Origin of the sequence: Micromonospora sp. NBC_01412 (assembly GCF_045040215.1) — a bacterium.
In the GTDB taxonomy this organism is placed as follows: domain Bacteria; phylum Actinomycetota; class Actinomycetes; order Mycobacteriales; family Micromonosporaceae; genus Micromonospora; species Micromonospora rubida.
The window spans coordinates 183,175-209,661 of sequence record NZ_CP109528.1; the positions used below are offsets into that span (position 1 = coordinate 183,175).

General features: G+C 72.8%; 10 protein-coding genes and 1 pseudogene. 5 read left to right on the forward strand and 6 right to left on the reverse strand.

What is annotated here, in order from left to right:
* Positions 1-14: 14 nt before the first annotated feature.
* Together OG617_RS00800 and OG617_RS00805 are read right to left on the reverse strand one after the other, a co-directional pair.
* Positions 15-182 (reverse strand): MbtH family protein, encoded by a 168-nt coding sequence (locus OG617_RS00800; RefSeq protein WP_405097790.1) that lies wholly within the window; start codon positions 180-182, stop codon positions 15-17.
* A gap of 581 nt (positions 183-763) precedes the next feature.
* Positions 764-1,969 carry a cytochrome P450 gene (locus OG617_RS00805; RefSeq protein ID WP_396679170.1) on the reverse strand — a complete coding sequence of 402 codons (1,206 nt, stop codon included), beginning with the start codon at positions 1,967-1,969 and terminating at the stop codon, positions 764-766.
* 181 nt (positions 1,970-2,150) lie between these two features.
* Between OG617_RS00805 and OG617_RS00810 the strand changes: the two genes are divergently transcribed.
* The 5 genes from OG617_RS00810 to OG617_RS00830 all read left to right on the forward strand — a co-directional run bounded on the left by OG617_RS00810 (position 2,151) and on the right by OG617_RS00830 (position 7,023).
* A complete protein-coding gene (locus OG617_RS00810) occupies positions 2,151-3,152 on the forward strand; it encodes a methyltransferase domain-containing protein (RefSeq protein WP_405097792.1) in 1,002 nt (333 codons plus the stop codon).
* Positions 3,153-3,333: 181 nt separating this feature from the next.
* Positions 3,334-3,942 carry a class I SAM-dependent methyltransferase gene (locus OG617_RS00815; RefSeq protein WP_405097794.1) on the forward strand — a complete coding sequence of 203 codons (609 nt, stop codon included), beginning with the start codon at positions 3,334-3,336 and terminating at the stop codon, positions 3,940-3,942.
* A 164-nt stretch (positions 3,943-4,106) separates the two neighbouring features.
* Entirely contained in the window at positions 4,107-5,267 is a 1,161-nt protein-coding gene (locus OG617_RS00820; RefSeq protein ID WP_405097796.1) for a DegT/DnrJ/EryC1/StrS family aminotransferase, read from the forward strand.
* Positions 5,264-6,358, forward strand: coding sequence for a Gfo/Idh/MocA family protein (locus OG617_RS00825; protein ID WP_405097798.1), 1,095 nt, complete (start codon positions 5,264-5,266; stop codon positions 6,356-6,358). The genes OG617_RS00820 and OG617_RS00825 overlap by 4 nt, the downstream gene beginning before the upstream one ends.
* A complete protein-coding gene (locus OG617_RS00830; protein ID WP_396679180.1) occupies positions 6,358-7,023 on the forward strand; it encodes an HAD-IA family hydrolase in 666 nt (221 codons plus the stop codon). The genes OG617_RS00825 and OG617_RS00830 overlap by 1 nt, the downstream gene beginning before the upstream one ends.
* A 786-nt stretch (positions 7,024-7,809) precedes the next feature.
* Here OG617_RS00830 and OG617_RS00835 read toward each other — a convergent pair.
* The 4 genes and pseudogenes from OG617_RS00835 to OG617_RS00850 form a co-directional block, all read right to left on the reverse strand.
* Positions 7,810-9,018 carry a nucleotide disphospho-sugar-binding domain-containing protein gene (locus OG617_RS00835; RefSeq protein ID WP_405097801.1) on the reverse strand — a complete coding sequence of 403 codons (1,209 nt, stop codon included), beginning with the start codon at positions 9,016-9,018 and terminating at the stop codon, positions 7,810-7,812.
* Positions 9,019-9,167: 149 nt separating this feature from the next.
* Positions 9,168-9,329: pseudogene (locus OG617_RS00840) on the reverse strand (NAD-dependent epimerase/dehydratase family protein); the annotation flags it as partial.
* A gap of 191 nt (positions 9,330-9,520) precedes the next feature.
* Complete coding sequence (locus OG617_RS00845) at positions 9,521-24,883, reverse strand: SDR family NAD(P)-dependent oxidoreductase (RefSeq protein WP_405097803.1); 15,363 nt, start codon at positions 24,881-24,883, stop codon at positions 9,521-9,523.
* A 41-nt stretch (positions 24,884-24,924) separates the two neighbouring features.
* Positions 24,925-26,424 (reverse strand): bifunctional 3-(3-hydroxy-phenyl)propionate/3-hydroxycinnamic acid hydroxylase, encoded by a 1,500-nt coding sequence (locus tag OG617_RS00850; RefSeq protein ID WP_405097805.1) that lies wholly within the window; start codon positions 26,422-26,424, stop codon positions 24,925-24,927.
* Positions 26,425-26,487 lie beyond the last annotated feature (63 nt).

The following is a 26,487-nucleotide window of genomic DNA, read 5'->3' on the forward strand; positions in this document are numbered from 1 at the left end:
CGGTCAGAAACCGGTCACCGGGCCTGCTCGATGAAGCCCAGGCATGCCTGCCGCGTGTCCGGGCCGGCGACCACGCTCCAGCCCGGGGGCACATCGGTGAATCCGGGCCAGAGCGAGAACCGGCCCTCGTCGTTGCGGAGCACAAGAAAGTCGCCGGACTCCACCTCGAACGGGTTGGCCATGAGGATCTCCTTCGTCGAAAGCCGTGGTTCACCCCAAGCTAAAAGGGCGCCCGTCGGCGGACATCCCTCGGCCGCGTAGTCCGGCCGGCGGACCAGTAGGCCAGGCCGGTGGAGTTGGTGATGCTGCGGCGGATCAGCAGCCAGTGGCCGGGCGGCTCGGCCCGCCCGAAACGGTGCGCGAACCGCGCCAGCAGATCATCCAAACCCGTCCGCCACCGCAAGTACGGCTGGAGTACGAACCGTCCTCACCACTCACGACTCACCTGTCCATGTCTTCCGGCAGCGCTGCTTCTCGGTGTCTGTGCCTGGGAGCGGGGGCTGGTCGCCTACACCAGAAACGTGAAGGGGACTTTCCCCGCATGGCACGCGCGGAAAGTCCCCTGCACCCCAAGCCCGCCGGCCCGCGCACCACCTTTCGCGACCGGTGAAACGCCAATCGATCGAGTCGTCGAGGAGCGCAATTGGCGGCGACGTCCCGCAGCCACCCCGACGATCGGCCAGGGCGCTGCTGGACGGAACCGGGCCCAGCAGGTGGGCAGCACCTCGGAACTGCCCCACCGCTGAGCCCGTGCTCCGGTTGGTCAGGACCGGCGGACCTCGATGGGCAGCCGGTTGACGCCGATCATCGCCCAGGGATTGCGGAGGTTGACCGGCACGTCGTCGCGTACGCGGATGTCGCTGTACCGCTCCATCAGAAGGCGCATGGCGATCCTCACCTCGAGCCGCGCCAGCGGCGCGCCAAGGCAGAAGTGCATGCCCTTGCCGAACGTCAGGTGAGGGTTGGGGTCCCGGTGGATGTCGAACCGGTCCGGGTCGGCGAAGACGCGCTCATCGCGGTTCGCGGTGGTCAGCCACGCCAGGACGAAGTCGCCGGCCGGGATCTTCTGCCCGCCGATCTCGACGTCCTTCGTCGCCTGCCGACCGAGACGAGGGAACGGCGGCCGGTAGCGCATCGATTCCTCGACCGCGGCCGGAATCAGCGCGGGCTCGGCCCGCAGTTGCTCCCAGACCTCGGGGTTCTCGTGCAACGCGAGAACCGTGTTGCCCAGCGTGGATGTCGCGGTGACGTGGCCGGCGAGCAGCAGCAGGCCGAGGAAGCCGACGGTCTCCTCGTCGTCCATCCGCACACCGTCGACCTCGACCTCCAGAAGCTTGCTGGTCAGGTCGTCGCCTGGGGTCTTGCGACGGCTGCGGACGAACTCCAGCAGGTGGGTGTTCAACTCGCGCAGCAGCGGCGCGACATTGTTGACCGCGCTCTCCCCCAGGGAGTCCAGCGACTGCTCCGGGTCGACATTGTGCACCTCGAAGAAGGTGTCGGACAGCCGCCGGACGAACGCGCGGTCGGAGACCGGGATGCCGAGCATCTCGGCGATGACGATGAACGGCAACGGGTAGCCCAGCTGCTCGATCAGGTCCCACTGGTCGCCGCCGGCGTCCGCGTCGTCGAACAACTGCAGGGTAACCTCGTTGATCCGCGGCTCGAGTCCGGCGATCATCTTCGGGGTGAACGCCCGGCTGACCAGACCGCGCAGCCGGCGGTGCACCGGATCGTCCGCCCGGACGAAGTTGCCCTTCTTGAACAGGTCGAAGTCCTCCTGCTTGGGGGCCAGCGGGGAGACGTCGGACGAGAAGGTCGCCGAGTCGGTCAGCACCTGGAGGGTGTCGTGGTAACCGAGCACGTGCCACGCCTTGATCTTGTCGTCGAAGTGCACGGCTCCGCGCTCGCGCAGCCCGTCGAGATAGGCGAGAAAGTTCGACAGTGTCCGTTCGGACTGTTTCACACTCATGAAACCCACTTCTCTCGTACGGTCCGATCCCGCGATAACCGCAAGCCACGGTAGATCCGGACCGCGGGGCCCTGGCATCCCTCACACTGCTAGTCGTCCAGCCGTCGCGGGTGAACCGCCGAGCACACCGTCAACCTGCGTGATGGCGTGCGCTGTCCGACGTCGGGAACACTTTGCGATCATGGACGGCTTCGAACTGCACGACCTCGCGCGCAAGCTGATGCGGATCGGCGAGGCCGCTATCCCGGACCCCACCGGCATGCGGCAGATGTCCCCCGGCGTGCGTCAAATCATGACCGATGTGTTCGAACACCCGGACACCTCGATCGCCGAGATCGCCGACCGCACCGGCTTCCCGGCGAGCCACGTGGAGACGAGCGTCGCCACCCTGCGCGACCGGGGCGCGGTCACCACCGAGGCTGACCCGGCCCACCCTGGACGCACGTTCGTCCGGCAGGTCGCCCGACACAGAGCCGCTAATCGAGCCGCCGAGCGGATCGACGAGCGACTCGTCGCGGCCGCCGGGATCCAGGACCCCGGCCAGGCCAAGGAACTGGTCGAGACGCTGGAAAAACTGGCGCGTCGGCTCACCGATGCCCTGTCGCCCGAGCATTTCAACGCGCGGTATTCGGGTACGCCGCCCTGGGAAACCGGCCGTCCGCAACCGGCGCTGCGCGACCTCGCCGAGGCGGGCGCCTTCCGCGGCCGGGTACTCGAGGTGGGGTGCGGCACCGGCGAGGTCGCGCTCATGGCGGCGGCCCTCGGCCTCCCGACGGTCGGCATCGATCCGGCGTCGACGGCGATCGAGGTCGCGCGGCGCAAAACCCGGGAGCGCGGCCTGGAAGCGCGCTTCCTGGTCGGCAACGCGCTCGAACTCGGCGACCTGGATGAGCAGTTCGACACGGTGCTCGACTGCGGCCTGTTCCATGTGTTCAGCGACGCCGAACGAGTCCGCTACGCCGACACCCTGGCCACCGTGATGCCGCCGGGTGCGCGGTTATTCCTGCTCTGCTTCAGTGACCGCCATCCACCCGACATCGGGCCGCGACGGGTGAGCCAGGACGAGATCCGAGCCACCTTCGCCAACGGCTGGCGGGTCGATTCGATCGAACCCGCGATGTTGGAGAACAACAAATATGTCGACGGGGTATTGGCCTGGCTGGCCACGATCACCCGCACCTGACCACCCTCTTCCCGAGCGAACTTCCCCGGACAGGCGTCCCGTTCACGCCGAATTCGCAGAGCGGGACGGCGGCGAATTCCGAAATCGCTGTCAGGTTGAGGGATAGTCCGGCGTCGGCGCCGGGCTTCGTACCGTAAGGCCAATCGACCAGAAGGAGCCAGCAGACATGGGTGGCAGCAGGGTGGAGAGCTACGACGCGCACTACAGCGGGACACCGCTCTGGGACCTCGGCCGCCCGCAACTGGCCATGCGCAACCTCGCCGAGGCAGGCGCGTTCCGCGGCCGGGTACTCGAGATCGGCTGCGGCACCGGCGAGGTCGCGCTCATGGCAGCGGCCCTCGGCCTCCCGACGGTCGGCATCGACTCGGCGCCGACAGCGATCCAGGCCGCGGGACGCAAGGCACGCGAGCGCGGCCTGGAAGTGCGCTTCCAGGTCGGGGACGCGCTCGAACTCGGCGACCTGGGCGAGCAGTTCGACACCGTGCTCGACTGCGCCCTGTTCCACGCGTTCAGCGGCCCCGAGCGGGTCCGCTACGCCGACAGCCTGGCCACGGTCATGCCGCCGGGCGCACGGTTGTTCCTGCTCTGCATCAGCGACCGCCATCACCCCGGCAGCGGACCGCGACAGGAGAGCCAGGGCGGGATCCGCGCCTTGCGGGTGAGCCAGGACGATATCCGGGCCACCTTCGCCGATGGCTGGCGGGTCGATTCGATCGAATCCGTGACCTTGGAGAACAACAGAGACATCAACGGGGCGCCGGCCTGGCTGGCCTCGATCACCCGCACCTGACCACCCTTTCCCGAGCGAGTGTTTCCCGAAGGGAATCCCACTCCCTTCGAATTCGCAGAATGGGGCGACGGCGAATTCCGAAATCGCTGTCAGGTTGAGGGATAGTAGCGCCCGCGCCGGACTTCGTACCGTGAGGCCAATCGAGCAGAAGGAGCCAGGCAGAAATGAGTCCGCGACCCGGGCCGACCTTTCCGGATTGGCCGCAATTCGACGACACCGAACGGCGAGCTCTCGATCGGGCGCTGACCCAGGGCCAGTGGTGGCGCATGGGTGGCAGCGAGGTGGACAGCTTCGAGCGGGAGTTCGCCGGATACCACGGTGCCCGTCACGCCCTCGCCGTCACCAACGGCACGCACGCGCTGGAGCTCGCCCTGCAGGTGCTGGGCGTGGGACCGGGCACCGAGGTGATCGTGCCGGCGTTCACCTTCATCTCCTCGTCCCAGGCCGCTCAGCGGATCGGGGCCGTCGCCGTGCCGGTGGACGTCGATCCGGACACCTACAACATCGACGTGACCGCCACCGCCGACGCGATCACGCCGCGGACCCGGGTGATCATGCCGGTGCACATGGCGGGTCTCATGGCCGACATGGACGCACTCGACAAGCTCGCCTCGGATGCCGGCGCCCGGGTCCTGCAGGACGCGGCCCACGCGCACGGTGCCCGATGGCAGGGCAAGCGCGTGGGCGAGCTGGGCTCGGTCGCGGCGTTCAGCTTCCAGAACGGCAAGCTGATGACCGCGGGCGAGGGCGGCGCGGTGCTGTTCCCGGACTCGGACGAGTACGAGAAGGCGTTCCTGCGCCACTCCTGCGGCCGGCCACGCACCGACCGCGGCTATCACCACCAGGTGGCCGGCACCAACATGCGGATGAACGAGTTCTCGGCCGCCGTCCTACGCGCTCAGCTGGGCCGCCTCGACAGCCAGATCGAGCTGCGGGAGCAGCGGTGGCGGTTCCTGTCGGCGCTCCTGGCCCAAATCCCCGGCGTCCGGCCGCAGGGCGGCGACTCGCGGGCCGACCGGAATTCGCACTACATGGCGATGTTCCGGCTTCCCGGCTGGTCGGAGGAGCGCCGCAACCTCCTGGTCGATCGTCTGGTCGACGCGGGGATCCCGGCCTTCGCGGGCTTCCGCGCCATCTACCGCACCGCGGCGTTCTGGGAAGTCGGCGCACCCGCGGAGTCCGTCGACGCGGTCGCCAAGCGGTGCCCGAACGCCGACGCGATCAGCCAGGACTGCGTCTGGCTGCACCACCGCACTCTGCTCGCGTCGGAGCAGGCTCTCACCGACACAGCCGCCATCGTGGCCGACGTGGTGGCCTCCGGATGAGGATCCGCACCGTACTGGTCGGGTTCGGGTGGTCCGGCCGGGAGATCTGGCTTCCCCGCCTGATGGCGAGCGGCGACTACGAGGTGGTGGCTGCGGTCGACCCCGATCCGGCCAAGCGGGAGGCGTTCACCGCGGCGACCGACCGTCCGGCCTTCGGTGACGTCGACCTGCTGCGAGCCGAGGACGCCGACCTCGCGTTGGTCGCCTCGCCCAACCACCTGCACGCGGCGATCGCGCGACGTCTCCTCTCCCGAGGTCTCGCCACCTTCGTGGAGAAGCCGGTCTGCCTCTCGAGCGCGGAGGCGGACACGCTGGCCGAAGCCGAGCGGGCGGGCGGCGGCCCGTTGCTGGCCGGGAGTGCCTGCCGGTACCGCGCCGACGTGCGAAAACTGGCAGATCTGGCCGGCGAGCTCGGCCGCCTGCGCCACATCGACCTGGTATGGGAACGGGCCCGCGGAGTGCCCCGGTCCCAGGGCTGGTTCACCAGCCGGGCGGCGGCAGGCGGCGGGGTGTTGTTCGACCTCGGCTGGCACCTGCTCGACGTTCTCGAGACCATCGCCGGGCCGCTGGCCTTCGACCGGGTCGCCGCGTCCACCTCGCACGACCACGTCAACGACCCGCGCTGGACGGCGGCCTGGCGGCACGATCAGCCGGCGCCGGAACTCGACGCGGACGTCGAGGACACCGTGCGCGGATTCCTGGTCACCGGCACCGGTCTGTCAGTGGGCCTTCGCGCCAGCTGGGCCACGCACTCGGTGAGCCATGACGTCACCGAGATCCGGATCGACGGGAGCGGCGGTGCCGCGACGCTCCGGTCCACCTTCGGCTTCAGCCCGAACCGCGAGCCGCGACCGCGGCTCAGCGTCGTCCGGCGGGGCCGGACGAGCGAGGTCGCGGTCCCGGCCGAGCCGATCGGCACGGAGTACTCCCGCCAGCTCGACGACCTCAGGGCCCGCCTCGCCGATCCGTCGGCGTGCGGATCCGCGATCGCCGGCGCGCGGCGGATCGTCGGCACGATCGAGGCGCTGTACGCGGCCTCGGCGACCCCGCTGCTGCCCACCGGGCCGATCACGACCGCGGCGGCGACCTGATGGAGAACGTACCGATGCGCAGTGTGGTGATCTTCGACCTCGACGGCGTCCTGGTGGACAGTCACGAGATGATGGGCCGGGCCTTCGCCGCGGCGTACGCGGAAGTGGTCGGTGCCGGTCCGGCGCCGTTCGCCGACTACCAGCGTTATCAGGGCCTGTATTTCCCTGAGATCATGCGACGGATGCGCCTTCCGCTGGAGATGGAGGAACCGTTCGTCCGGGAGAGCTACCGGCTCGCGGCCCAGGTGCCCGTGGTGGACGGGGTGGTCGACCTGCTCCAGACGCTCCGGACGCGCGGATTCCGGCTCGCCGTGGCCACCGGGAAGGCCGGGCCGCGGGCTCGCTCCCTCCTGACCACGCTCAACCTGATCCAGCACTTCGACCACGTGGTCGGCTCGGATGAGGTCGCCAACGCCAAACCCGCCCCGGACATCGTATTGCGCGCGCTCAGCCTGCTCGACGCGGAGCCGGACGCGGCCGTCATGGTCGGCGATGCCCCGGCCGACATCCGCAGCGCCCGAGCCGCCGGAGTGACCTCCGTGGCGGCGACCTGGGCGACCGTGGACGAGGACGACCTGATGGCGGCTGGCCCGGATCTGGTCATCCACTCCCCCGATGAGCTGTTGCCGGTGTGCCCGCCGGTCTCGGTTCCGGGACGGTGGTGACGGGCCGGACGGCACGGCTGGGAACCTGGCTCGGAGCATCGAGGACGATCCCGGTGCTGGTGTCCAGCGCGGACAGCAGATGCACCTGGCCGCCAACAGGCCGGCGTGCGGCGCGCATTGTCTTGCCGTCGGTGGCGATCACGGTTCGGCACGGCGGTCGCCGGGGTGTGACCGGCGGCTGAGTCCGGGTGTGCAGCCAGCCGGCGAGGACACCGCGAGCAGGTCGGCGTCCAGGCGGGCATCCCATCGTGCCCGCTGGTACGGCGTGGGAGAACCCGAGCCGGGGGTAGCGCACTCCACGCGGGTCACGGGGATCAGAGACCGCGGCCAACGCGTGCAGCAGCCCGCCCTGTTCACCCTCGGCGATCGGCGCGGGCGGGATGTGGGCGCGGTTGCCGGTACGGCGAAGTCGGGCGGGAGCGCTTCGGTCAGGAGGCCTCGGGGGTTCTGGCATGGGCACCACTCCACGGCAGGGTGTGCCTCCCGGCGCCTATGGAGCTGAGTCGGATACGACATCAGCCATGCTCGGCGCGCTCAGCGACCGTGAGCGACGACCCGGCGGGGCGGTGGGTGAGGCGACGGTGGTGGCCCGACCGGCGGTGATGACGTGGACGACTCAGCTCTATAGGCACCGCCCCACGGCATCGACCGCCTCGCCCCCAGCTCCGCCCCGGCCACGGTCCCCGGGCCGGCCAGGGACCGCACCCGCGACAACGCAATGACCCTGGGCATCTCGCCTGCGCGCCGCCGTTCTCCGGGGAAAGGGCTATCCGAGTGTCTCCGCCATCACGTCCGAGCCGACGCGCGCCTGCCCGCCAGTTCCACCAGGTTCGGCACCAACTCGGCCGGCGCGGGCTGCGATGCAATTTCCCGTTGCAGGCGCTTGGCGGCTTTGAGGCACTCCTGGTCATCCAGCAACTCGACGACGTGAGATTTGATCCGCTCCACGGTGGTCTCGTCGTGGAGTAGATGGTGACCGGCACCGCTGGCCGCGAGTACGTCGCCGATGGTCATCTGGTCGGAAAACTGGGTGACAGCCAGTTGTGGCACTCCGTAGATGCCCGCGGTGAGCGCGGTGCCCACCCCGCCTTGGTGCACGACTGCCCGACAGCTCGGCAGCAGCATGTGCAGGGGCAGCGACTCCGCCACCCGCACTCCGTCCGGCACAGTGCCGAGAGCCGCACGAGTGGCTGCATTGACGCTGAGCACGACATCCACTCCGAGGCTGGAGACCGCCTCGATCGCCTGGCTCAGCAGACCGGTCACCGCGTCACCGATCATCTGCACCGCTGAGGTGCCCCAGGTGATGCACACCCGGGGCTGTGTGGGTGGCTCAATAAGCCACGTCGGCATCGCACCGGGGGCGTTATAAGGCACATATCGGACGGACAGCCGCGGGGCCGAGGTCTCTCCCTGCATGCGCATGCTGGGCGGGCAGGGGTCGATCCACGCCGAGGGGGCGGCCCTCGGCGCAACGCCGAACTTCTGATAGAGACGCACATACGCCGGCAACAGCGCCGGGCCGTCTTTCCTCACCATCATTCCCGGGGCGAACGGCATTCCGACAGCATGAGCGACAGTCGGAATGCCGAGCACCTCGGCGGCGACCGGAGCGGCGAAGGTGATCGGTTCGTGCACGATCAGGTCCGGCTGCCAACTCCGGGCGAACCTGACAAGGTCGTCTGTCATCGCGTCGGCGACATCGACCATCGTGTGCGACATCCGCTTGACCAGATTTTGCTGTACGTTGTTCAACCTGTCCGGATCGGTTGGCCACCGTTCGTGATCGTGCAGCTTGCCGTCCCTGGCCCTGCCCGCGATGTCGATGTCCTTACCCACCGCCACCGCCGGCAGCCCGGTCGTGATGATCGCGTCGACCAGCGACGGCGTGCTCGCCACCAGTACCTCATGCCCAGCGGCCCGTAACGCCCACCCGAGCGGCACCATCGGGTAGTAGTGCGACGGCCAGGCGAACGTCGTGAGCAGGAATCGCATACCTTTACCTCTTCCTCGAAAATGCGAGTAGTAGATCCACGTCCTTGCTCACTTGCTCGACCAAAACGGCCAGCATGTCCGACAGTGACGTCACGATTCTGGAACCGACATTGATCACGGATGGCAGAGAGCTGTCCAGTTTGCTCAGATTCCCACGTCTGGTGTACTCGCGCCATTGCCTCGACAACGTCGTCCACATAGACGTAGTCCCGGACCACGTGCGGGTCCCCCATCACTTGGAGAGAGCGATCCGTTCGGACAAGCGGAGTTGATCTGACGAGCGAGGCAGTAGGCAGCCCGCACGCACGCAACGCCGCGACCAGCCTGCTACGAGGAACCCGTCGGCACCGATCACCGCGGTCGACATCGCCGCCGCCGACTCCGCCAGCGATCCGAAGATGCCGGTCGGATCGACCGGCCGCGGATGAACAGGAAGCGGCGCCCCACCGAGGGGCACGGCCGGATGCTGCGTCATGGCTCGCCCATTTCCATCACGTGGCACCTAGTTCCGGGCCTCTTGCCCGGCCGTCTCGAGCCGCTCGACGAGATAGCGGGTCAGCGCCGCCGGGGTCGGGTTGTTGAACACCGCGGCCGGGGTGAGCGCGGTGCCGGCGTGGCTGCTCAGTCGCCGGGTCAGTTCGAGTGCCATCACGGAGTCCAGGCCGACCTCGAAGAAGCCGCGCTCCGGCTCGAACGGGTCGTCCGGGTCCAGTCCGAGGACGCGAACCAGCTGCGTCCGCACCAGGTCCAGCATTGTCTTCTCCCGGTCCGCACCGACCTGTGCACTCAGGAGCTCCGTCCACCGGTCGGCCGGTTCCGCGCCGACCGCCGCCCGGTAGGCGGACCGCCGCCGCGGGCGGACCAGCCCGCGTAGCAGCGGAGGGACCGGCCGGCCGGGCGCGGGTGCGCCCCACTGATCGGGCCGGCCGGGGACCGGGAACTGTTCGGCGGTGTCGATCGCCGCGGAGAGGGCCGACAGCACCGAGCCGTCCGCGGACGGCAGCATCGGCGCGCGAGCGCCACAGCGTGTGGCGGCCGCCCGTGCGAGCCCCTCAGCCGCTCCCGTGGCCGCCTGATCGGCCGGACCGGTGAGTTCGGCCGCCGCGGTGATCACCGCGAACAGGGCGAGGTCCTGATCCACGGTGAGCTCGGCCAGGTGCCGCAGCGACTCCTCCCTGGCGTCGAGGACGGCGCCGAGCCGCTCCGGGTCCAGCTCCGCGAGCGGGGTGCGGTCGGCCATCCCTGCGGCGTGCACCACGCCGGTCAGCGGATGGTCCGCCGGTATCCCGGACAGCAGGCGGTGGACCGCGTCCCGGTCGGTCACGTCGCAGGCCACGACGGTCGCCGACGCGCCGAGAGCGGCGAGCTCGTCGACCAGGGACGCCGCCCCTGGAGCGTCCGGACCACGCCGACCCGCCAGGACCATGTGGCGGACGCCGTGCTCGGCGACCAGATGCCGGGCCACCCGCGATCCGGCCGCGCCGGTACCGCCCACGATCAGGACCGTGCCGGCCGGGTCGAGCGGCTGGACAGCCGGTCCGGCTTCGTCGACGGCCACCAGCCGTGGAACGTGGACGCGCCCGGCCCGCACCGCCGCCTGTGCGACGCCGGCGGCCAGCACCGGGCCCAGCCCGGCGTCCGGATCCGCGTCCGGCTCGACGTCCACGAGGACGAAACGATCCGGGTACTCGGCCTGGATGGCGGCGATCATGCCTCGGACGGCCGCGGCAGCCGGGTCGAGCACCGCGACGGACTCGACCGGGACCGCGTTCCGGGTCCGCACCACCAGCCGGAGGCCGGCCAGCTCGGGCTCGTCGAGCCATGTCTGCGCGACGGCGAGCGCTCGACGGCAAGCCGCAACGGGCTGTTCACCGAGAGGCACGTCGAGGACCGCGACCGCGCCGGCCAGGGCGGACGGATCGCCGCTGAGGTCGAGCACCGCATCGTCGCTGTTCACCGGAACGGTCCGCGGCGTGGCCGCAGCGGTCTCCCGGTCGAGCTCGGCCCACACGGTCCGCAGCGCGCCGCCCGGCCTGCCGAGCCGGGGCTCGCGCGCTGGCCGTGCCGCGATCCGGCCGGCGGTGAGCACCGTCCGGCCGGTCTCGTCGGCCGCGGTCAGCGCGATACCGTTCTCGGCCGGTCGCAGCCGGACGCGCAACGACGCGGCGCCGGTCGCGTGCAACTCGACATCGCGCCACCGGGCCGCGCTCCCCGGCGCCCGGTCCATCGCACGGCTCGCGGCGTCCAGGAGCAGCGGGTGGATGCCGAAGGCGGCGGCGTCCTCGCGGTGCTCGTCCGGCAGGACCAGCTCCAGGAAGGTTTCGTCGCCTCGCCGCCAGACGCCACGTACGTCGTCTCGCGGGTCGGCCGGTGTCACCGGTTCGGCATCGGCCGGAGGCCAGACCGTGAGACCGGACTCCGCCGCGTCGGTGCCGGCCGGGCTCGAGACGAGCAGGCCGGTCGCGTTCAGGGTCCAGCCCGACCGGTCGCCATCGGCCGAGGCCGGCGCGGACCGCACGGTCACCGATCGCCGACCGGCGAAGTCCGTCCCACCGACGAAAACCTGCACCGACAGGGACGTGCCCCGGTCCAGCCACGCGGGCTCGATCAGGTCGAGCTCCGCCATCGTGCCGTAATCCAGCTCGTCACCGGCCCGGATGATCAGCTCGACCCAGACCGATGCGGGTACCTCGACCGGGCCCGGCCCCGCGGCACGGGCGAGCCACGGCTGCTGGTGCGTGGACAGCCGCCCGACGGCGAGCACGCCATCGGATTCCGGCAGACCGGCCACGGTGGTCAGCAGCGGGTGAACCGCTTCCTCCGCGGCCGCGACGGCGCCGCCGCCCCGGAGCCAGTACCGGCGATGCTCGAACGGATGGGTGGGCAGGTCGCGGCACAGCTCACGCCAGGCCGGCCCGTCGCCCGGGACGGCCACCGACCAGTCGACCGGCAACCCGATCGCGAACGCCTCGGCCATCGCGGTCAACACCTGGCGTACGCCACCCTGGTCACGGCGCAGCGTGCCGATCACCCCGACCGGCCGACCGGCGTCGGCGAGGACGTCGAGGATCGACGACACCAGGCCCGGGTGCGGGGACACCTCGACGACGGCCCGCATGTCGGCGGTCACCGCGCGGATGGCCCCTTCCAGCTCGACCGGTCGGCGCAGGTTCCGGAACCAGTAACCCGCGTCGAGAACCTCGTCCGGGCCGATCCACCGGCTCTCGACCGTGGAGTAGAACCGGCACGAGCCGCCGAGCCCGCGCGCCGGGCGCTCGCCGACCCCGTCGAGCTGGGACAGCATCGGCCGCTCCAGCTCGTCCACGAGGAAGGAGTGGGACGCGTAGTCCGCCCGTAGCTTGCGGCACCAGATCCCCTGCTCCGCGGCGAAAGCCTCGAGTTGCTCGATGGCCGCGACCTCACCGGAGATGCCGACCATCGCGGGTCCGTTGACCGCGGCGAGCTCGAGCCGGCCCTCGACCGCGAGCAGCAGTTCCTCCGCCCGCTCGCGGCTGACGCCCAGAACGAGCATTCCGCCGGTGGGGGGCAGGGCCGCGGCCAGCCGGGAGCGCACGACGCAGATCCGCAGCGCGTCGTCCAGCGAAAGGACCCCGGCCACGCAGGCGGCGGCGAGCTCTCCCTGCGACGACCCGATCACCACCTCGGGGGTGACCCCGGCCCGGGCCCAGAGCTGTGCCAGCCCGGTCATCATCACGAACGCGGCGGGTTGGACGACGTCGGTCCGGGAGAGGTCGTTGGCACCGCCGAGCGCCTCCTCCAGGGTCCAGTCGCAGTCGTACTCGTCGAGCAGTTCCTGGCATCGGTGTACCCACGCCCGGAACTCCGCCGACTCGGCCATCAGTTCGCGGCCCATACCGGCCCAACCGCTGCCCTGGCCGGGGAAGACGAACACCGCGCCGGTACCCGGCCCGGATCGTCCGGTGACCACGTCCGGCCCGGTCTCGCCGGCGGCGAGGCTTCGCAGCCGCCCGGCCAGTTCGCCGTGGTCGGCCGCGAGCACGGTGGCTCGCTCCCGGTGCTTCGTCCGGCCGAACGCGAGCGCGGCGGCCAGCTGGGGCAGCGGAGGCTGCCGGTCCTCGACGGCGTCCGCCAGCCGGGTCGCGACCGCGGCGAGGCGGCCCGGATCGCCCGCCGACACGACGAACGGCAGGAGGCCTCCCGCGCCGGGCTCGGCCGGTCCGGTCGCGGTGACCGGCGTCCGCCGGGGCGGCTCCTCGAGGATGAGGTGCGCATTGGTGCCGCTGGCCCCGAAAGCGGACACTCCGGCGCGGCGTGGCCGGTCCGGGCGCGCCGGCCACGGCCGGGCCTCGGTCAGCAGCCGGATGGTGTCACCGGACCAGTCGACCTCGGGGGTCGGTGCGTCCGCGTGCAAAGTCGCCGGCAGCGCCTGGTGCCGGAACGCCAGCACCATCTTGATCACGCCGGCCACACCGGCCGCCGCCTGGGTGTGGCCGACGTTGCTCTTCACCGATCCCAGCCACAGCGGCTCCGCCGTCTCGCGCCTGCCGTAGGTCTCCTGGAGGGCCTGCGCCTCGATCGGGTCGCCGAGCCGGGTGCCCGTACCGTGCGCCTCGACGACATCCACTTCGGACGGCTCGAGCCCGGCGACCGCGAGGGCCCGCCGGATGACCCGCTGCTGCGCGAGCCCGTTCGGGGCGGTCAGGCCGTTCGAGGCGCCGTCCTGGTTGACCGCCGAGCCCCGGATCACGGCGCCCACCGTGCTGCCCCGGGCCTCGGCGTCCGGCAGTCGCTGCAGCAGGACCACGCCGACGCCCTCCGACCAGCTGGTCCCGTCCGCCGACGCCGCGAAGGCCTTGCACCGCCCGTCGACCGCCAGCCCGCCGGCCTTGGCGAACTCGACGTACGCGTTGGGCGTCGCCATGACCGTCACGCCCCCGACCACGGCGAGCGAGCACTCACCGTTGCGCAGGGCCTGCATGGCCAGGTGCATCGCGACGAGGGACGAGGAGCACGCCGTGTCGACCGAGATCGCCGGCCCGGTGAAGCCATACACATAGGACACCCGGCCGGACGCCACCGAAAGCGCACCGCCGGTGACCCGGAGGCCGTCGGTCTGCGGGTCACCGCCGTACATCCCGTAGCCCTCGCCCATCACGCCGACGAAGACGCCGACATCGGAACCCCGGTACGCGGCCGGGTCGAGCCCCGCGTCCTCGAAGGCCTCCCACACGACCTCGAGCAGCAGCCGCTGCTGGGGGTCCATGGCCATCGCCTCGCGCGGGGATATGTTGAAGAACCCGGCGTCGAACTCGGCGGCGTCGGTCAGGAAGCCGCCCGCCTCCACCGGGAAGGCGGACAGGTCCCAGCCGCGGTCGGTCGGCACTGCCGACCGGCCCTCACCACCCGTGGCCAGGAGATCCCAGAACCCGTCCGGGCCCCGCACACCGCCCGGCAGCCGGCAGCCGAGCCCGACCACCGCGATCGGATCGGCCGGGTTCGCCGCCGCGACGGCCTCGACCGCCGCCGGCGCGTCCCGGCCGGTGAGCCGTTCCCGGAGGAACCGGGCCAGCTCCACCGGCGTCGGGTAGTCGAAGACCAGCGTCGCGGGCATGGCGAACCCGGCCTCGGCGCTGAGCCGGTTGCGCAGCTCGACCGCGCCCAGCGAGTCCATCCCGGCGGACTGGAACGGCGCGTCCGGCGCGATGTCCTCGGCCGAGGCGTACCCCAGTACCAGCGCCACCCGGGCCCGGACCAGGGACAGCAGGGTGCGCTCCTGCTCCGCCACCGACCGGCCGGCCAGCGAGCCCGCCAGGTCACCGGCGGCCGCCACCCGGCCCGCCCGGCGGCGGACGCGCACCAGGTCACGCAGCAGCGGCTGCACCGGTCCGCCGGTGGCCGCGTCGGCCCGCGCGGCGGCAAGGTCGAGCTTGATCGGCACGAGGTGGGCCTCACCGCTGTCCACGGCCGCATCGAAGAGCGCGAGCCCCTCCTCGTGGCGCAGCGGCGACACACCAGCGCGGCGCATCCGGGCCCGGTCCGCGTCACCGAGGTTCAGGGTGATGCCGCCGTCCTGCGCCCACAGGCCCCAGGACAGCGACACGCCGTTCCGGCCGTTCGCGCGCCGGATCGCCATGAGGCCGTCCAGGTAGGCGTTGGCGGCGGCGTAGTTGGCCTGCCCGGCCGAGCCGAGCAGCCCGGCGGCGGAAGAGAACGTGATGAACGCGGCGAGGTCGTGGTCGCGGGTCAGCTCCTCCAGGTGGCGGGCGGCGTCCGCCTTCGAGCCGAACACGGCGCCCAGCCGATCCGGGGTCATCGCGGCGACCAGCCCGTCGTCCAGGACACCGGCGGTGTGCACGACCGCGGTCAGCGGGTGCTCCGGCGGGATCGCGGCGAGCAACGCCGCCACCGCGTCCCGGTCCGCGACGTCGCAGCTGACCACGGACGTCTCGACGCCCCGTTCGGACAGCTCGGCCACCAGCGCCTCGGCGCCGTCGGCCGCGAGTCCACGCCGGCTGACCAGGAGCAGCCGCCGGACACCGCGGGTCCGCACCAGGTGAAGCGCGACGAGAGCGCCGAGCGACCCGGTGCCACCGGTGATCAGCACCGTCCCGTCCGGGTTCCACGAGGCGGGCTCCGCGGCCAGTGCCCCGGCCGCCGCGAGGCGGGGAACCCGGAAACCGCCGGCCCGGGCCGCGAGCTGTGGTTCATCGACGGCCAGTGCCGTACCGAGGACCGTTCCGGCGTCGAGGCCCGGCTCCACGTCGAGCAGCAGCACACCGGGCATCTCGGCCTGGGCCGCGCGAACCAGGCCCCACACGGCGGCACCGGTCGCGTCGGTGAGGCCGCCGGTCCCGCCGTCGACGGCACCCTCGGTCCGCACGACGAGCCGGGTGTCCGCGGGGGCGTGGCGCTGCCAGGCCTGGAGCACGGCGAGAACGTCGGCGAGGACGATCCCGGCGGGCGGGCCGGCCGGCACGTCGTACACGGCGGCCGCCGGCCGGCCGGGTTCGGCGGCGAGCGCGGCCACACCCTCGGCGCTGTCGATGCCGACGGTCGCCGGATGGCCGGGCGGAACCTCCTCGGTGGCCACGGGATGCCACGCCACCCGGTACATGGCGTCCGTCGCGGGGCGGCCGCCCACGTCCTCGGGGCGGACCGGCATCGAGCCGACCGACCGGGCGGACAGCACCGGCCGGCCGGTCTCGTCGGCCGCCTCGAGACTCCAGCGATCGTGGTCCAGCCGGGCGAGACGAGCCCGCAGCCGGCGCGTCCCGGTGGCGTGCAGCACCACCGATTCCCAGCGCGTCGCGAGCGAACCGGGGTCGAGCACCACCCGGGTCACCGCGTCGAGCAGGGCCGGGTCGAGGCCAAACGCAGCGGGCTCCTCCTCGTCGGCGAGCGCGACCTCCACGAAGGTGTCCTCGCCGCGACGCCACAGCCCGAGCAGCTCCGAGCGCCCGACGGCCTCCGGGTCGATCGCGACCTGCTCGGCGCCGGACGGCGGCCACGGCTGCACCGGCCCGAGGTCGGTGACGGCGCCGGCTTCCAGGGTGCCGCCGGCACACCGGACCCACGTTCCCCCACTGTCCCGCGCGCCATAGACGGTGAACGGGCGGCTGCCGCCGGCCTCGGCTCCGACCACGATCTCCAGCCGGACGGTCGTCTCCGGGGGGATCGCGAGCGGCGCCTCCAGCGCCAGGTCTCCCAGTACGCCGCAGCCGAGCTCATCACCCACCCGCACGGCGAGGTCGACGAGCGCGGCGGCCGGCAGGATCGCCACCTCGTGCAGCCGGTGCCCGGCGAGCCAGGGATGGGTCGTGAGCGTCAGCCGGGCCGTGCCGATCAGGCCACCGGTGTCCGGGACGGGCACGATCGCCGACAGCAGCGGGTGGTCGACCTCGACCTGCCCGAGGTCGGCCGCGTTCACCGCGCCGGGCGCCGAGGTCAGCCAGTAGTGCCGGCGGTCGAACGCGTACGTCGGCAGCGGCACGTCCGGGGCGTCCGCGGGGACGAGCGGGTGCCAGTCCACCGGCACTCCCCGCACGAACAGCGCGGCCAACGAGCCGATCACGGTTTCCGGCTCGGCCTGTCCGTCCCGCAGCGCGGGCACGCACACCGGTTCGTACCCGGACCGCGCCCCCGTCTCCAGGATCGGCGCGGACAGGCCGGCCCCCGGCCCGAGCTCGACGAACAGCCGCCCACCCCGGTCCAGCGCGGCGCGGACGCCGTCGGCGAAGCGCACGGTGCGCCGGACGTGGTCGACCCAGTGGCCGGGGTCCGTCAGGTTGGCTCCGTCGGGGGCGACCACCGGAATCCGGGCCGGCCGCCAGATCACGTCCGCGATCGCGGACCGGAACCCGTCGAGCATCGGGTCCATCCGCGCCGAGTGGAACGCGTGGGACACCGTCAGCCGGTGCACCTTGCGGCCCTGTTCCCGCAGCGCCCGCACGGCGGCGTCCACCGCGTCCTCGTCGCCGGACAGCACGACCGACGCGGGGTCGTTCACCGCGGCGAGGGAGACGCCCCCGCCCAGGAACGGCCGGACATCCTCCTCGGTTGCGGCCACCGCGGCCATCGCCCCACCGGCGGGCAGCGCCTGCATGAGGCGGCCTCGGGCGGCCACCACGGTCGCCGCGTCGTCGAGCGACAGCATTCCGGCGGCGTGCGCCGCGGTGATCTCGCCGACCGAGTGCCCGAGCAGTAGAGCGGGTCGTACGCCCCAGGACTCGACGAGCCGGAACAGCGCGGTCTCGACCGCGAACATCGCCGCCTGGGTGTAGACGGTCTGGTCCAGCGCGGCCGCCTCCGGGCTGCCCGGCTGCGCGAAGACCACGTCCCGGACGGACCGGTCCACGGCGCCGGCCAGTCTCTCGTCGAGCTTCGCGCACGCGTCGTCGAAGGCGGCGGCGTAGACCGGGAACCGGTCGTGGAGTTCGCGGCCCATGCCGGTCCGCTGCGCCCCCTGGCCCGGGAACACGAACACCACCGACGCTGCGGCGCCGGTGGTGACGGCGCCCAGCGCCGTGCCCGGGCCGGCCTCGCCTGCGGCGACCGTGTCCAGGCCGGCGAGCAGAGCGTCCCGGCCGGCCGCGGCGACGACCGCCCGGTGCGGGAGCAGCGCGCGGCCGGCGACGAGCGACCGGGCCGCACCGGGGAGCGGCACCCCCTGCGCCACGGCGGTTCGCAGCCGTCCCGCCTGGCCGGCGAGTGCCGCCGCGCTCTGCGCGGACAGGACGAACGGCAGCGCGGCCGGCGCGATGTCCCCGTCCTCCTCCGGCGCGGCCGGCTCGGGGATCTGTTCCAGGATCAGGTGGGCATTGGTGCCGCTGATGCCGAACGACGAGATCCCGGCGCGCCGCAGCCGGCCGGCGTCGGGCCAGTCCCGGCCCTCGGTCAGCAGCGCCACGGTGCCCTCGGACCAGTCGACGTGGGGGGTGGGTTCGTCGACGAAGAGCGTGGGCGGCAGTTGCCCGTGCCGGATCGCCTCCACCATCTTGATGACCGCCGTGACGCCGGCCGCGGCCTGTGTGTGGCCGAGGTTGGACTTCACCGAGCCGAGCCACAGCGGCTGCCCGGCCGGGCGGTCACGACCGTAGGTGGCGATGATGGCCTGCGCCTCGCTCGGATCGCCGAGCGTGGTGCCGGTGCCGTGCGCCTCCACCGCGTCGACCTCGTCCGCGCCGACGCCGGCCGCGGCGAGAGCGGCCCGGATGACCCGTTGCTGGGCCAGGCTGTTCGGGGCGGTGAGACCGTTGGACGCGCCGTCCTGGTTGATCGCGGAGCCGCGGACGACGGCGAGCGGGCGATGGCCCTTGCGCCGTGCGGCGGAAAGCCGTTCCAGCACGACGACGCCGACGCCCTCGGACAGCACGGTGCCGTCGGCCGCCGCGGCGAACGCCTTGCACCGGCTGTCCGCAGCCAGCCCCCGGGCCCGGGAGAACCCGGTCAGGCCGACCGGGGAGCCCATGACGGCGACCCCACCGGCGAGCGCGATCTCGCACTCGTCCTGGCGCAGCGCCTGGGCCGCCAGGTGGATCGCCACCAGCGAGGACGAGCACGCGGTGTCCACGGTCATGGCCGGGCCCTCGAGGCCGAACACGTACGCCACCCGGCCGGACGCGACACTGCCGGCCGTCGCGGTGGTGGTGAAGGCCTCGAACTCGGCCGGGACGCGCGCCAGGTCGCCGAGGTAGTCGTGGATGGACATGCCCGTGTACACGCCGACGGATTGGCCGCGCAGCGACGAGGGGTCGAGGCCGGCCGTCTCCAGGGCCTCCCACGTGGTTTCGAGCAGCAGCCGTTGCTGGGGGTCCATGGCGGTCGCCTCGCGCGGCGAGATGCCGAACAGGGCCGCGTCGAAGTAGCCGGCGTCGTGCAGGAAGCCGCCCTGCTGGGCGTAGGTGGTCCCGGCCTGATCGGGGTCGGTGCCGAGGAGGCGGTCCACCTCCCAGCCGCGGTCGGCCGGCAGCGGCGACATGCCGTCCCGGCCTTCGGCCACGAGGTCCCAGAACTCGGCCGGCGTGGTGATCCCGCCCGGGAGCCGGCACGCCATGCCGACGATGACCACGGGATCGTCGGCGGCCGGGAACGGACGTTCCGGGGCCCGGGGCACAGGCGCGGCGCCACTGTCGACCGACCCCTGCACCTTGTCGAGCAGGTAGCGGCCCAACTGCCGCGGTGTCGGGTAGTCGAAGATCAGCGTGGCCTGAAGCTTGACCGCAGTCTCCGCGGTAAGCCGGTTGCGCAGCTCGACCGCGGTCAGCGAGTCGAACCCGATCTCGCCGAAGCGGCTGTCGTCGGAGGCAGGGTCGAGGTCGGCGATGCCGAGCACGGTCGCGACCTCCGTGCGCACGAGCGCGAGGACAAGCTCGGTCTGTTCCTCGGTCGTGAGCCCGGCGAGCCGGCGGCCCAGCGCGCCCCTGGGCTCGTCGGCGCCCGCCCGCGCCGTCCGCCGTGGCGGCCGGACCAGCGACCGGAACAGCGCCGGAACGGTGCCGTCGGCACCCGCCTCGGCCCGGACCGCGCCGAGGTCGAGACCGATCGGCACCAGCAGCGGGGCGCCGGAGCGGATGCCCGCGTCGAAACTGGCCAGCGCCTCGTCGGCCGGCATCGGTCGCACGCCGCCCCGGCTCATCCGGGTCCGGTCGACGTCGGCCAGCCGGCCGGTCATCCCGGTCGCCGGGCTCCACAGTCCCCAGGCCAGCGCCACCGCTGGCAGACCACTGGCGGCGCGCGCGGACACGACCGCCTCGGCGTACGCGTTCGCGGCCGCGTAGTTGCCCTGGCCCGCCGAGCCGAAGACGCTCGCGGCCGAGGAGAACACGGCGAAGACCTCGGGCGGGTCGTCGCGGGTCAGTTCGTCCAGCAGCCGCAGTGCCGCCGCCTTCGGGGCGAACACCCGGGCCAGGCGGTGCGGGTCGAGGCTCGCGATGACGGCGTCGTCCAGCACCCCGGCCGCGTGGATGACGCCGGTCAGCCGGTGCTCGGCCGGGACGGCGGCGAGGAGCGCGGCGAGCGCGTCCCGGTCGGTCACGTCGCAGGCGACCACCTCGACCGACGCGCCGAGCTCGCCCAGTTCGGCCATCCCGTCGGCGGCCGCGCCGCGCCGGCCCGCCAGGACCAGCCGGCGGACGCCGTGCTCGGCCACCAGATGCCGGGCCAGCAGCGCGCCGAGCACGCCGGTCCCGCCGGTGATGAGCACAGTGCCGCCGTCGGTGAACCCGGGCGCGACCGCCTCCCCGGTGAGGACGGCACGACCCAGCCGGGGGGCCAGGACGGCGTCCCCGCGGACCGCGACCTGCGCCTCGCCGGCGGCGAGGCCCGCGGCGACCGCCTCGTCGCGGTCTCCGCCCGGCTCCACGTCGACCAGGAGGATCCGGCCCGGGTGCTCGGCCTGCGCCGACCGCACCAGCCCCCAGACCGCGGCACCCGCCGGATCCACGATCGGACCCGACGCCGGGACCGCACCGCGGGTCACCACCACCAGGGGCACCGAGGCGAGCTCCGGCTCCTCCAGCCAAGCCTGCACCACCTCGAGCACCCGGCCCAGCAGCGGCAGCGGCTCGGCCTCCGCGCCAGCGGCCGGCGCGATGTCCAGGACGGCGACGTCCGGGCGGGGATCGCCGAGCTCGTCGGCCAGCGCCAGCCGCACCACATCGCCTGAGCTCTCGACGACGACCTGGTGCTCCGGCGCCGTAGCCGGCGCCGGCAGGGGCAGCGGCGTCCAGTCGACCTGCCAGAGCGAGTCCGGCGTCCGGCCGCCCGGCTGCCCGCCCACGTCCGTGATCGGGAGCGAGACCAGTGATTCCATGGACAGCACCGGCGCACCGGTCCCGTCCGCGGCGTCGAAGGACAACGCGTCCGGTCCGCACGGCGCGACCCGGACTCGCAGCGCGACGGCACCACCGGCGTACAGCCGGACGCCGTTCCAGGCGAACGGCAGGACGTTGCGGTCGTCCGCGCGCCGGTGGAAGGCGTTCGCGTGCAGGGCGGCGTCGAAGAGAGCCGGGTGGATGCCGAACCGGTCCACGTCGTCCCGGTGGTCGGCGGGCAGCGCCGCCTCGGCGAAGATCTCCTCGCCACGCCGCCACACGGCGGTCAGCCCGGCGAAGGCCGACCCGTACTGGTATCCGCGGTCGGCCAGGCGGTCGTAGAAGTCGTCGACCGGCTCCGGAACGGCGCCGGGGGGCGGCCACTGACCGAAGTCGAAGTCGCTGCCCGACGTCTGGTCGTACGCGTCGGACAGCAGGCCGACCGCGTGCCGGGTCCACTCGCCGCCGCGGGAGCTGTGCACCTCCACCCGGCGGCGACCGGCGGCGTCCGGCGCGCCGACGGCGACCTGCAGGCTGACGGCCGCGTCCGCCTCGAGCACCAACGGCGCCTCGATCACCAGCTCGTCGAGCACGCCGTAGCCGAGCTCGTCGCCGACCTGGATCGCCAGGTCGACGTAGGCGGTGCCGGGCACCAGCACGTTGTCCTGGATCCGGTGACCGGCCAGCCACGGGTGGGTCGCCAGGGACAGCCGGGAGGTGCAGACCACGCCGTTGGTCTGCGGGAGTTCCACCACCGCACCGAGCAGCGGGTGGCCGCTGGTCACCTGCCCCAGCGACTCGGCGCCCGCCGCGGTGGTCGGCATGGTGATCCAGTACCGCTGGTGGTCGAACGGGTAGGTGGGCAGCTCGACCCGGACCGCTCCGGCGCCCTCGGTCAGCAGGGTCGGCCACTTCACCAGCACGCCGCGGACGAAGACCTCGGCCGCCGAGGTGGCCAGCCGGGCGGGTCCGTCCTCGTCCCGCCGGATCGACCCGACCGCGAGCACGTCCGCGTCCAGCTCCGCCGCGGTCCCGGTGATCGACGGCACCAGCACCGGATGGGCGCCGAGCTCGATGAAGACCCGGTGGTCCTGGGCGATCAGCTCGCGGACGGCCGGCTCGAACAGGACCGGTTGACGCAGGTTGCGGTACCAGTAATCGGCGTCGAACGGCTGCTCGTCACGCCAGCCGGGCTCGACCGTCGAATAGAACGGGATGCGCGGCGACGAGGACGTGACGGCGGCCAGGTCGGCCAGCAGGGCGGATCGCAAGCTCTCCACGTAGTGGCTGTGGGAGGCGTAGTCGACCGGAACCCGGCGGAACCGGATGTCGCTGTCGGCCAGCTGCGCGGCGAGCTCGTCCAGCGCGGTGCCCTCGCCGGCGACCACCACGGACGAGGGTCCGTTGAGCGCCGCCACCTGCAGGCGCGCTCCCCACGGCTCGATCAGGGCGCGTACCGCGTCCTCGGCCAGCCCGATCGACGCCATCCCGCCCCCGGCCGGCAGCAGCTCGGCGATCGCCTGGCTGCGCAGTGTCACCACGCGGGCGGCATCCGCCAGGGAGAGCGCGCCCGAGACGCAGGCGGCCGCGATCTCACCCTGCGAGTGACCGACGACCGCGTCCGGGACCACGCCGAGCGATTCCCAGACCGCCGCCATGCCGAGCATCATCGCGAAGCACACCGGCTGCACGACATCGACGCGTTCGAGCTCCTCGGGAGCCCCGTCGCGCAGGACGTCCACCAGCGACCAGTCGACCCACGGCTCGAACGCCTTCTGGCACTCGGCGATCCGGGCGGCGAAGACCGGCGAGGTGTCCAGCAGCCGACGACCCATGCCGATCCACTGGGTGCCCTGGCCGGGGAAGACGAAGACGACCTTGCCGGGCCCGCTCGTACCGGCCGACCCGGCGATCACCCCGGGCCCGGTCCGGCCCTCGGCCACCAGGGCGAGCCCCGCGAGCAGCTCCTCCCTGGTCGCCGCAACCACCACCGCCCGGCGGCTCTGCACCGCGCGTCCGGTCGCCAGCGCGTGGGCGAGGTCGCCGAGCGCGACGCTCTCGTCCACGGTGTCCCCGAGCCGCCGGCCGAGGTTGGCCAGCGCGGTCGCGGTCTTGGCCGTGACGACGAACGGAAGCGCCCTCCCTGGCGCAGTGTCGGCGACCTGCTCGCCCGGTTCGGGGGCGGCCGGAGCCTCCTCCACGATCATGTGGACGTTGGTCCCGCTGGCGCCGAACGAGGAGATGCCGGAGCGGGCCGGACGCCCGGTGCCGGGCCACGCGCGCCCCTCGGTCAGCAGCTCGACGGTGCCGGGCGACCAGTCGACCTGCGGGGTCGGAGCGTCGACGTGCAGCGTGGCCGGCAGGTACCGGTTGCGCAGCGACAGCACGGTCTTGATCACGGCCGCGGCACCCGAGGCACCCTGGGTGTGGCCGAGGACCGACTTGACCGAGCCGAGCAGCAGGGGCCGCTCCGGATCGCGCCCCCGGCCGTACGTCGACAGCAGCGCCTGCGCCTCGATCGGGTCGCCGAGCGTGGTCCCCGTTCCGTGCGCCTCGACGGCGTCGATCTCGTCCGCGGACAGCCCGGCGGCGTCCAGCGCGGCGCGGATGACCCGCTGCTGCGCGGGCCCGTTCGGGGCGGTGAGGCCGTTCGAGGCGCCGTCCTGGTTGACCGCGGAGCCGCGGATCACGGCGAGTACCTGGTGCCCGTTGCGCTGGGCGTCGGAGAGGCGCTCGAGCAGCACCACGCCGACGCCCTCGGCCCAGCTGCTGCCGTCCGCCGCGGCGGCGAAGGACTTGCACCGGCCGTCGCGAGCGAGGCCCCGCTGGCGGGCAAACCCGACGAAGCCGCCCGGCGTCGCCATCACGGTCGAACCGCCGGCGAGCGCCATCGCGCACTCCCCCCGGCGCAGCGCCTGGCTCGCCAGGTGGATCGCGACCAACGACGAGGAGCACATCGTGTCGACCGTGACCGCGGCCCCCTCGAGCCCGAGGCAGTACGCGACCCGGCCGGACGCGATGCCACCGGCGCTGCCCAGCGCGCGCTCGAGGCTGAGGAAACCCTCCGCGCCCGCGATGTCGGGTGCGTAGTCCTGGTGCACGATCCCCGCGTAGACGCTGGTGGTGGTGCCGCGAAGGCTGTCCGGGTCGATTCCGGCGCGCTCGATCGTCTCCCAGCAGACCTCGAGCAGCTGCCGCTGCTGCGGGTCCATCGCCGTCGCCTCCTGGGGCGAGATGCCGAAGAAGCGGGCGTCGAACTCGGCGGCGTCGTGCAGGAAGGCGCCCTGGTCGACGTATGTCGTGCCCGGGGTGTCCGGGTCCGGGTCGTACAGGTTGACCAGGTCCCAGCCCCGGCCTTCGGGGAACGGCGTGTAGACGTCGACGCCTTCGGACACCACCCGCCAGAAGTCCTCCGGCCCGGCGATGCCCCCGGCGAAGCGGCACCCCATCGAGACCACCGCGATCGGCTCCGAGGCCGCGGCGAGCAGCTGGCTGTTCCGCTGCTTCAGCCGGGCCGTTTCCTTGACCGACTCGCGCAATGCCCGGATGAGATCTTGCTCAGAGGTACTCACATCAGTCAACGCTAGGGGCGCGGCCGGGCGGCCGGGATCCCTCAGAGTGACGGGCGATGCGGCCCCAGCCGGTCGAGCAGACCGTCCACCAACGCGGCCATCGCGCCCGCGGCAGCGGTGCCGTAGACGTGGTAGTCCGGCCGGACCAGAACGGACGCCGCACCCCGGTCCCGCAGGTAGTCCAGGTACCCACCGTCCGCCTGTTCGTCGGGTCCGATGTGGACGACGGTGGCGCCGAGCCCGGACAGCAGGGCGCGCTGGGTCTCGCTGACGGCGTCCGGCTCCTCGGTGGTGATCAGCAAGAAGCCCGCCGCGATCAGGTCGTCGAACCGGCCGGTGCCGATCACGTCACCGCCCCCGGGCTGGATCAGTCCGGTGACCAGCGGTGTCGCCTCGGGTGGTGACGTCCGGCGGCCACCGCCGTTGGCCCGGATGGCCGCGTCGCGGTCGGCTGCGGCGGCCGCGTCGGTCACGCAGATGACCCGGCCAAGCTTGACCGAGGCGAGGACGGCCGCCTTGGTGTGGCCGCGCCGCTCGAGCGTGTACGAGTCGAGCAGCCGCTCGTCGGCCCGGCCGCCGAGAACCAGATCCAGCTTCCACGCCAGGTTGCTGACGTCGCGGATGCCCGAGCACATGCCCTGGCCGGCGAACGGAGGCATCAGATGGGCTGCGTCCCCGGCGAGAAGAACCCGGCCCTGCCGCCACTGCTGGGCCCACCGGGCATGAGATCGGTAGACCCCGCTCCGCAGCAGCGTCGCCGTCTGTGGCGTGACCCCGTGCGGCGCCAGTAGCCGCCACGCCGTCTCGACGCTGTCCAGCTCGGCGGCGGACTCCCCCGGCAGGCACATGAACTCCCAGCGCCTCCGGTCGCGCCCGCTGCCCACCAGCGTCGTCGGCCGGGCCGGGTCGCACAGCTGCAGGTTCGTCGGTACGAACTCGCAGGGCTCGTGCAGCGCGACGTCACACAGCAGCCACTCGAAGGAGAACCCCAGGTCGGTCATCGGCACGGCGGCCAGTTCGCGGACGACGCTGTTGGCCCCGTCGCAGCCGACCAGCCAGCCGGCCCGGAAGGTGTGGGTGGCGCCGGTTTCGTCCTCGGCGATCGCGGTGACGCCGTCGTCGGTCTGGCTGATGCCGACGACGGACAGGCCACGCCGGACCTCGACCCCGGGTTCGGCCGCCAGCGCAGCGCCGAGCAGTTGCTCCAGCGCGGGCTGGTGCATCGTGTTGGCGTCCGGCCACCCGTACCGGCCGGCCTCGCTGAAGGCGATGTCCAGGAGGACCTGCCCGTCCGCGCCGCGCCACTGGTAGCCGGTCGCGGGCACCGAAATCCCGGGCAGGCCGGCGCCGACACCCGCCGCCGCCAGCAGCCGGGCGGTCTCGCCGTCGAAGCTGGTGGCCCGGGGCAGCCCGAAGACCTCCCTATGCCGCTCGAGCACGGTCACCCGCCGGCCCCGGCGGGCCAGCAGGCTCGCGAGCACGGCACCGCTCGGACCGCAGCCGACCACGAGGACGTCGGCGCGCGGGGTCAGGGAAGCCATGTCTCGCGACCATACGCAGGCGACTCGGCGTGCCCCATCGCTTGCCCTGACAGTGCCGGCGGG

Coding starts and splice junctions, on each gene's coding strand:
- OG617_RS00800 (WP_405097790.1), bottom strand. CDS start 182: ATGGCCAACCCGTTCGAGGTGGAGTCCGGCGACTTTCTTGTGCTCCGC.
- OG617_RS00805 (WP_396679170.1), bottom strand. CDS start 1,969: ATGAGTGTGAAACAGTCCGAACGGACACTGTCGAACTTTCTCGCCTAT.
- OG617_RS00810 (WP_405097792.1), top strand. CDS start 2,151: ATGGACGGCTTCGAACTGCACGACCTCGCGCGCAAGCTGATGCGGATC.
- OG617_RS00820 (WP_405097796.1), top strand. CDS start 4,107: ATGAGTCCGCGACCCGGGCCGACCTTTCCGGATTGGCCGCAATTCGAC.
- OG617_RS00825 (WP_405097798.1), top strand. CDS start 5,264: ATGAGGATCCGCACCGTACTGGTCGGGTTCGGGTGGTCCGGCCGGGAG.
- OG617_RS00830 (WP_396679180.1), top strand. CDS start 6,358: ATGGAGAACGTACCGATGCGCAGTGTGGTGATCTTCGACCTCGACGGC.
- OG617_RS00835 (WP_405097801.1), bottom strand. CDS start 9,018: ATGCGATTCCTGCTCACGACGTTCGCCTGGCCGTCGCACTACTACCCG.
- OG617_RS00850 (WP_405097805.1), bottom strand. CDS start 26,424: ATGGCTTCCCTGACCCCGCGCGCCGACGTCCTCGTGGTCGGCTGCGGT.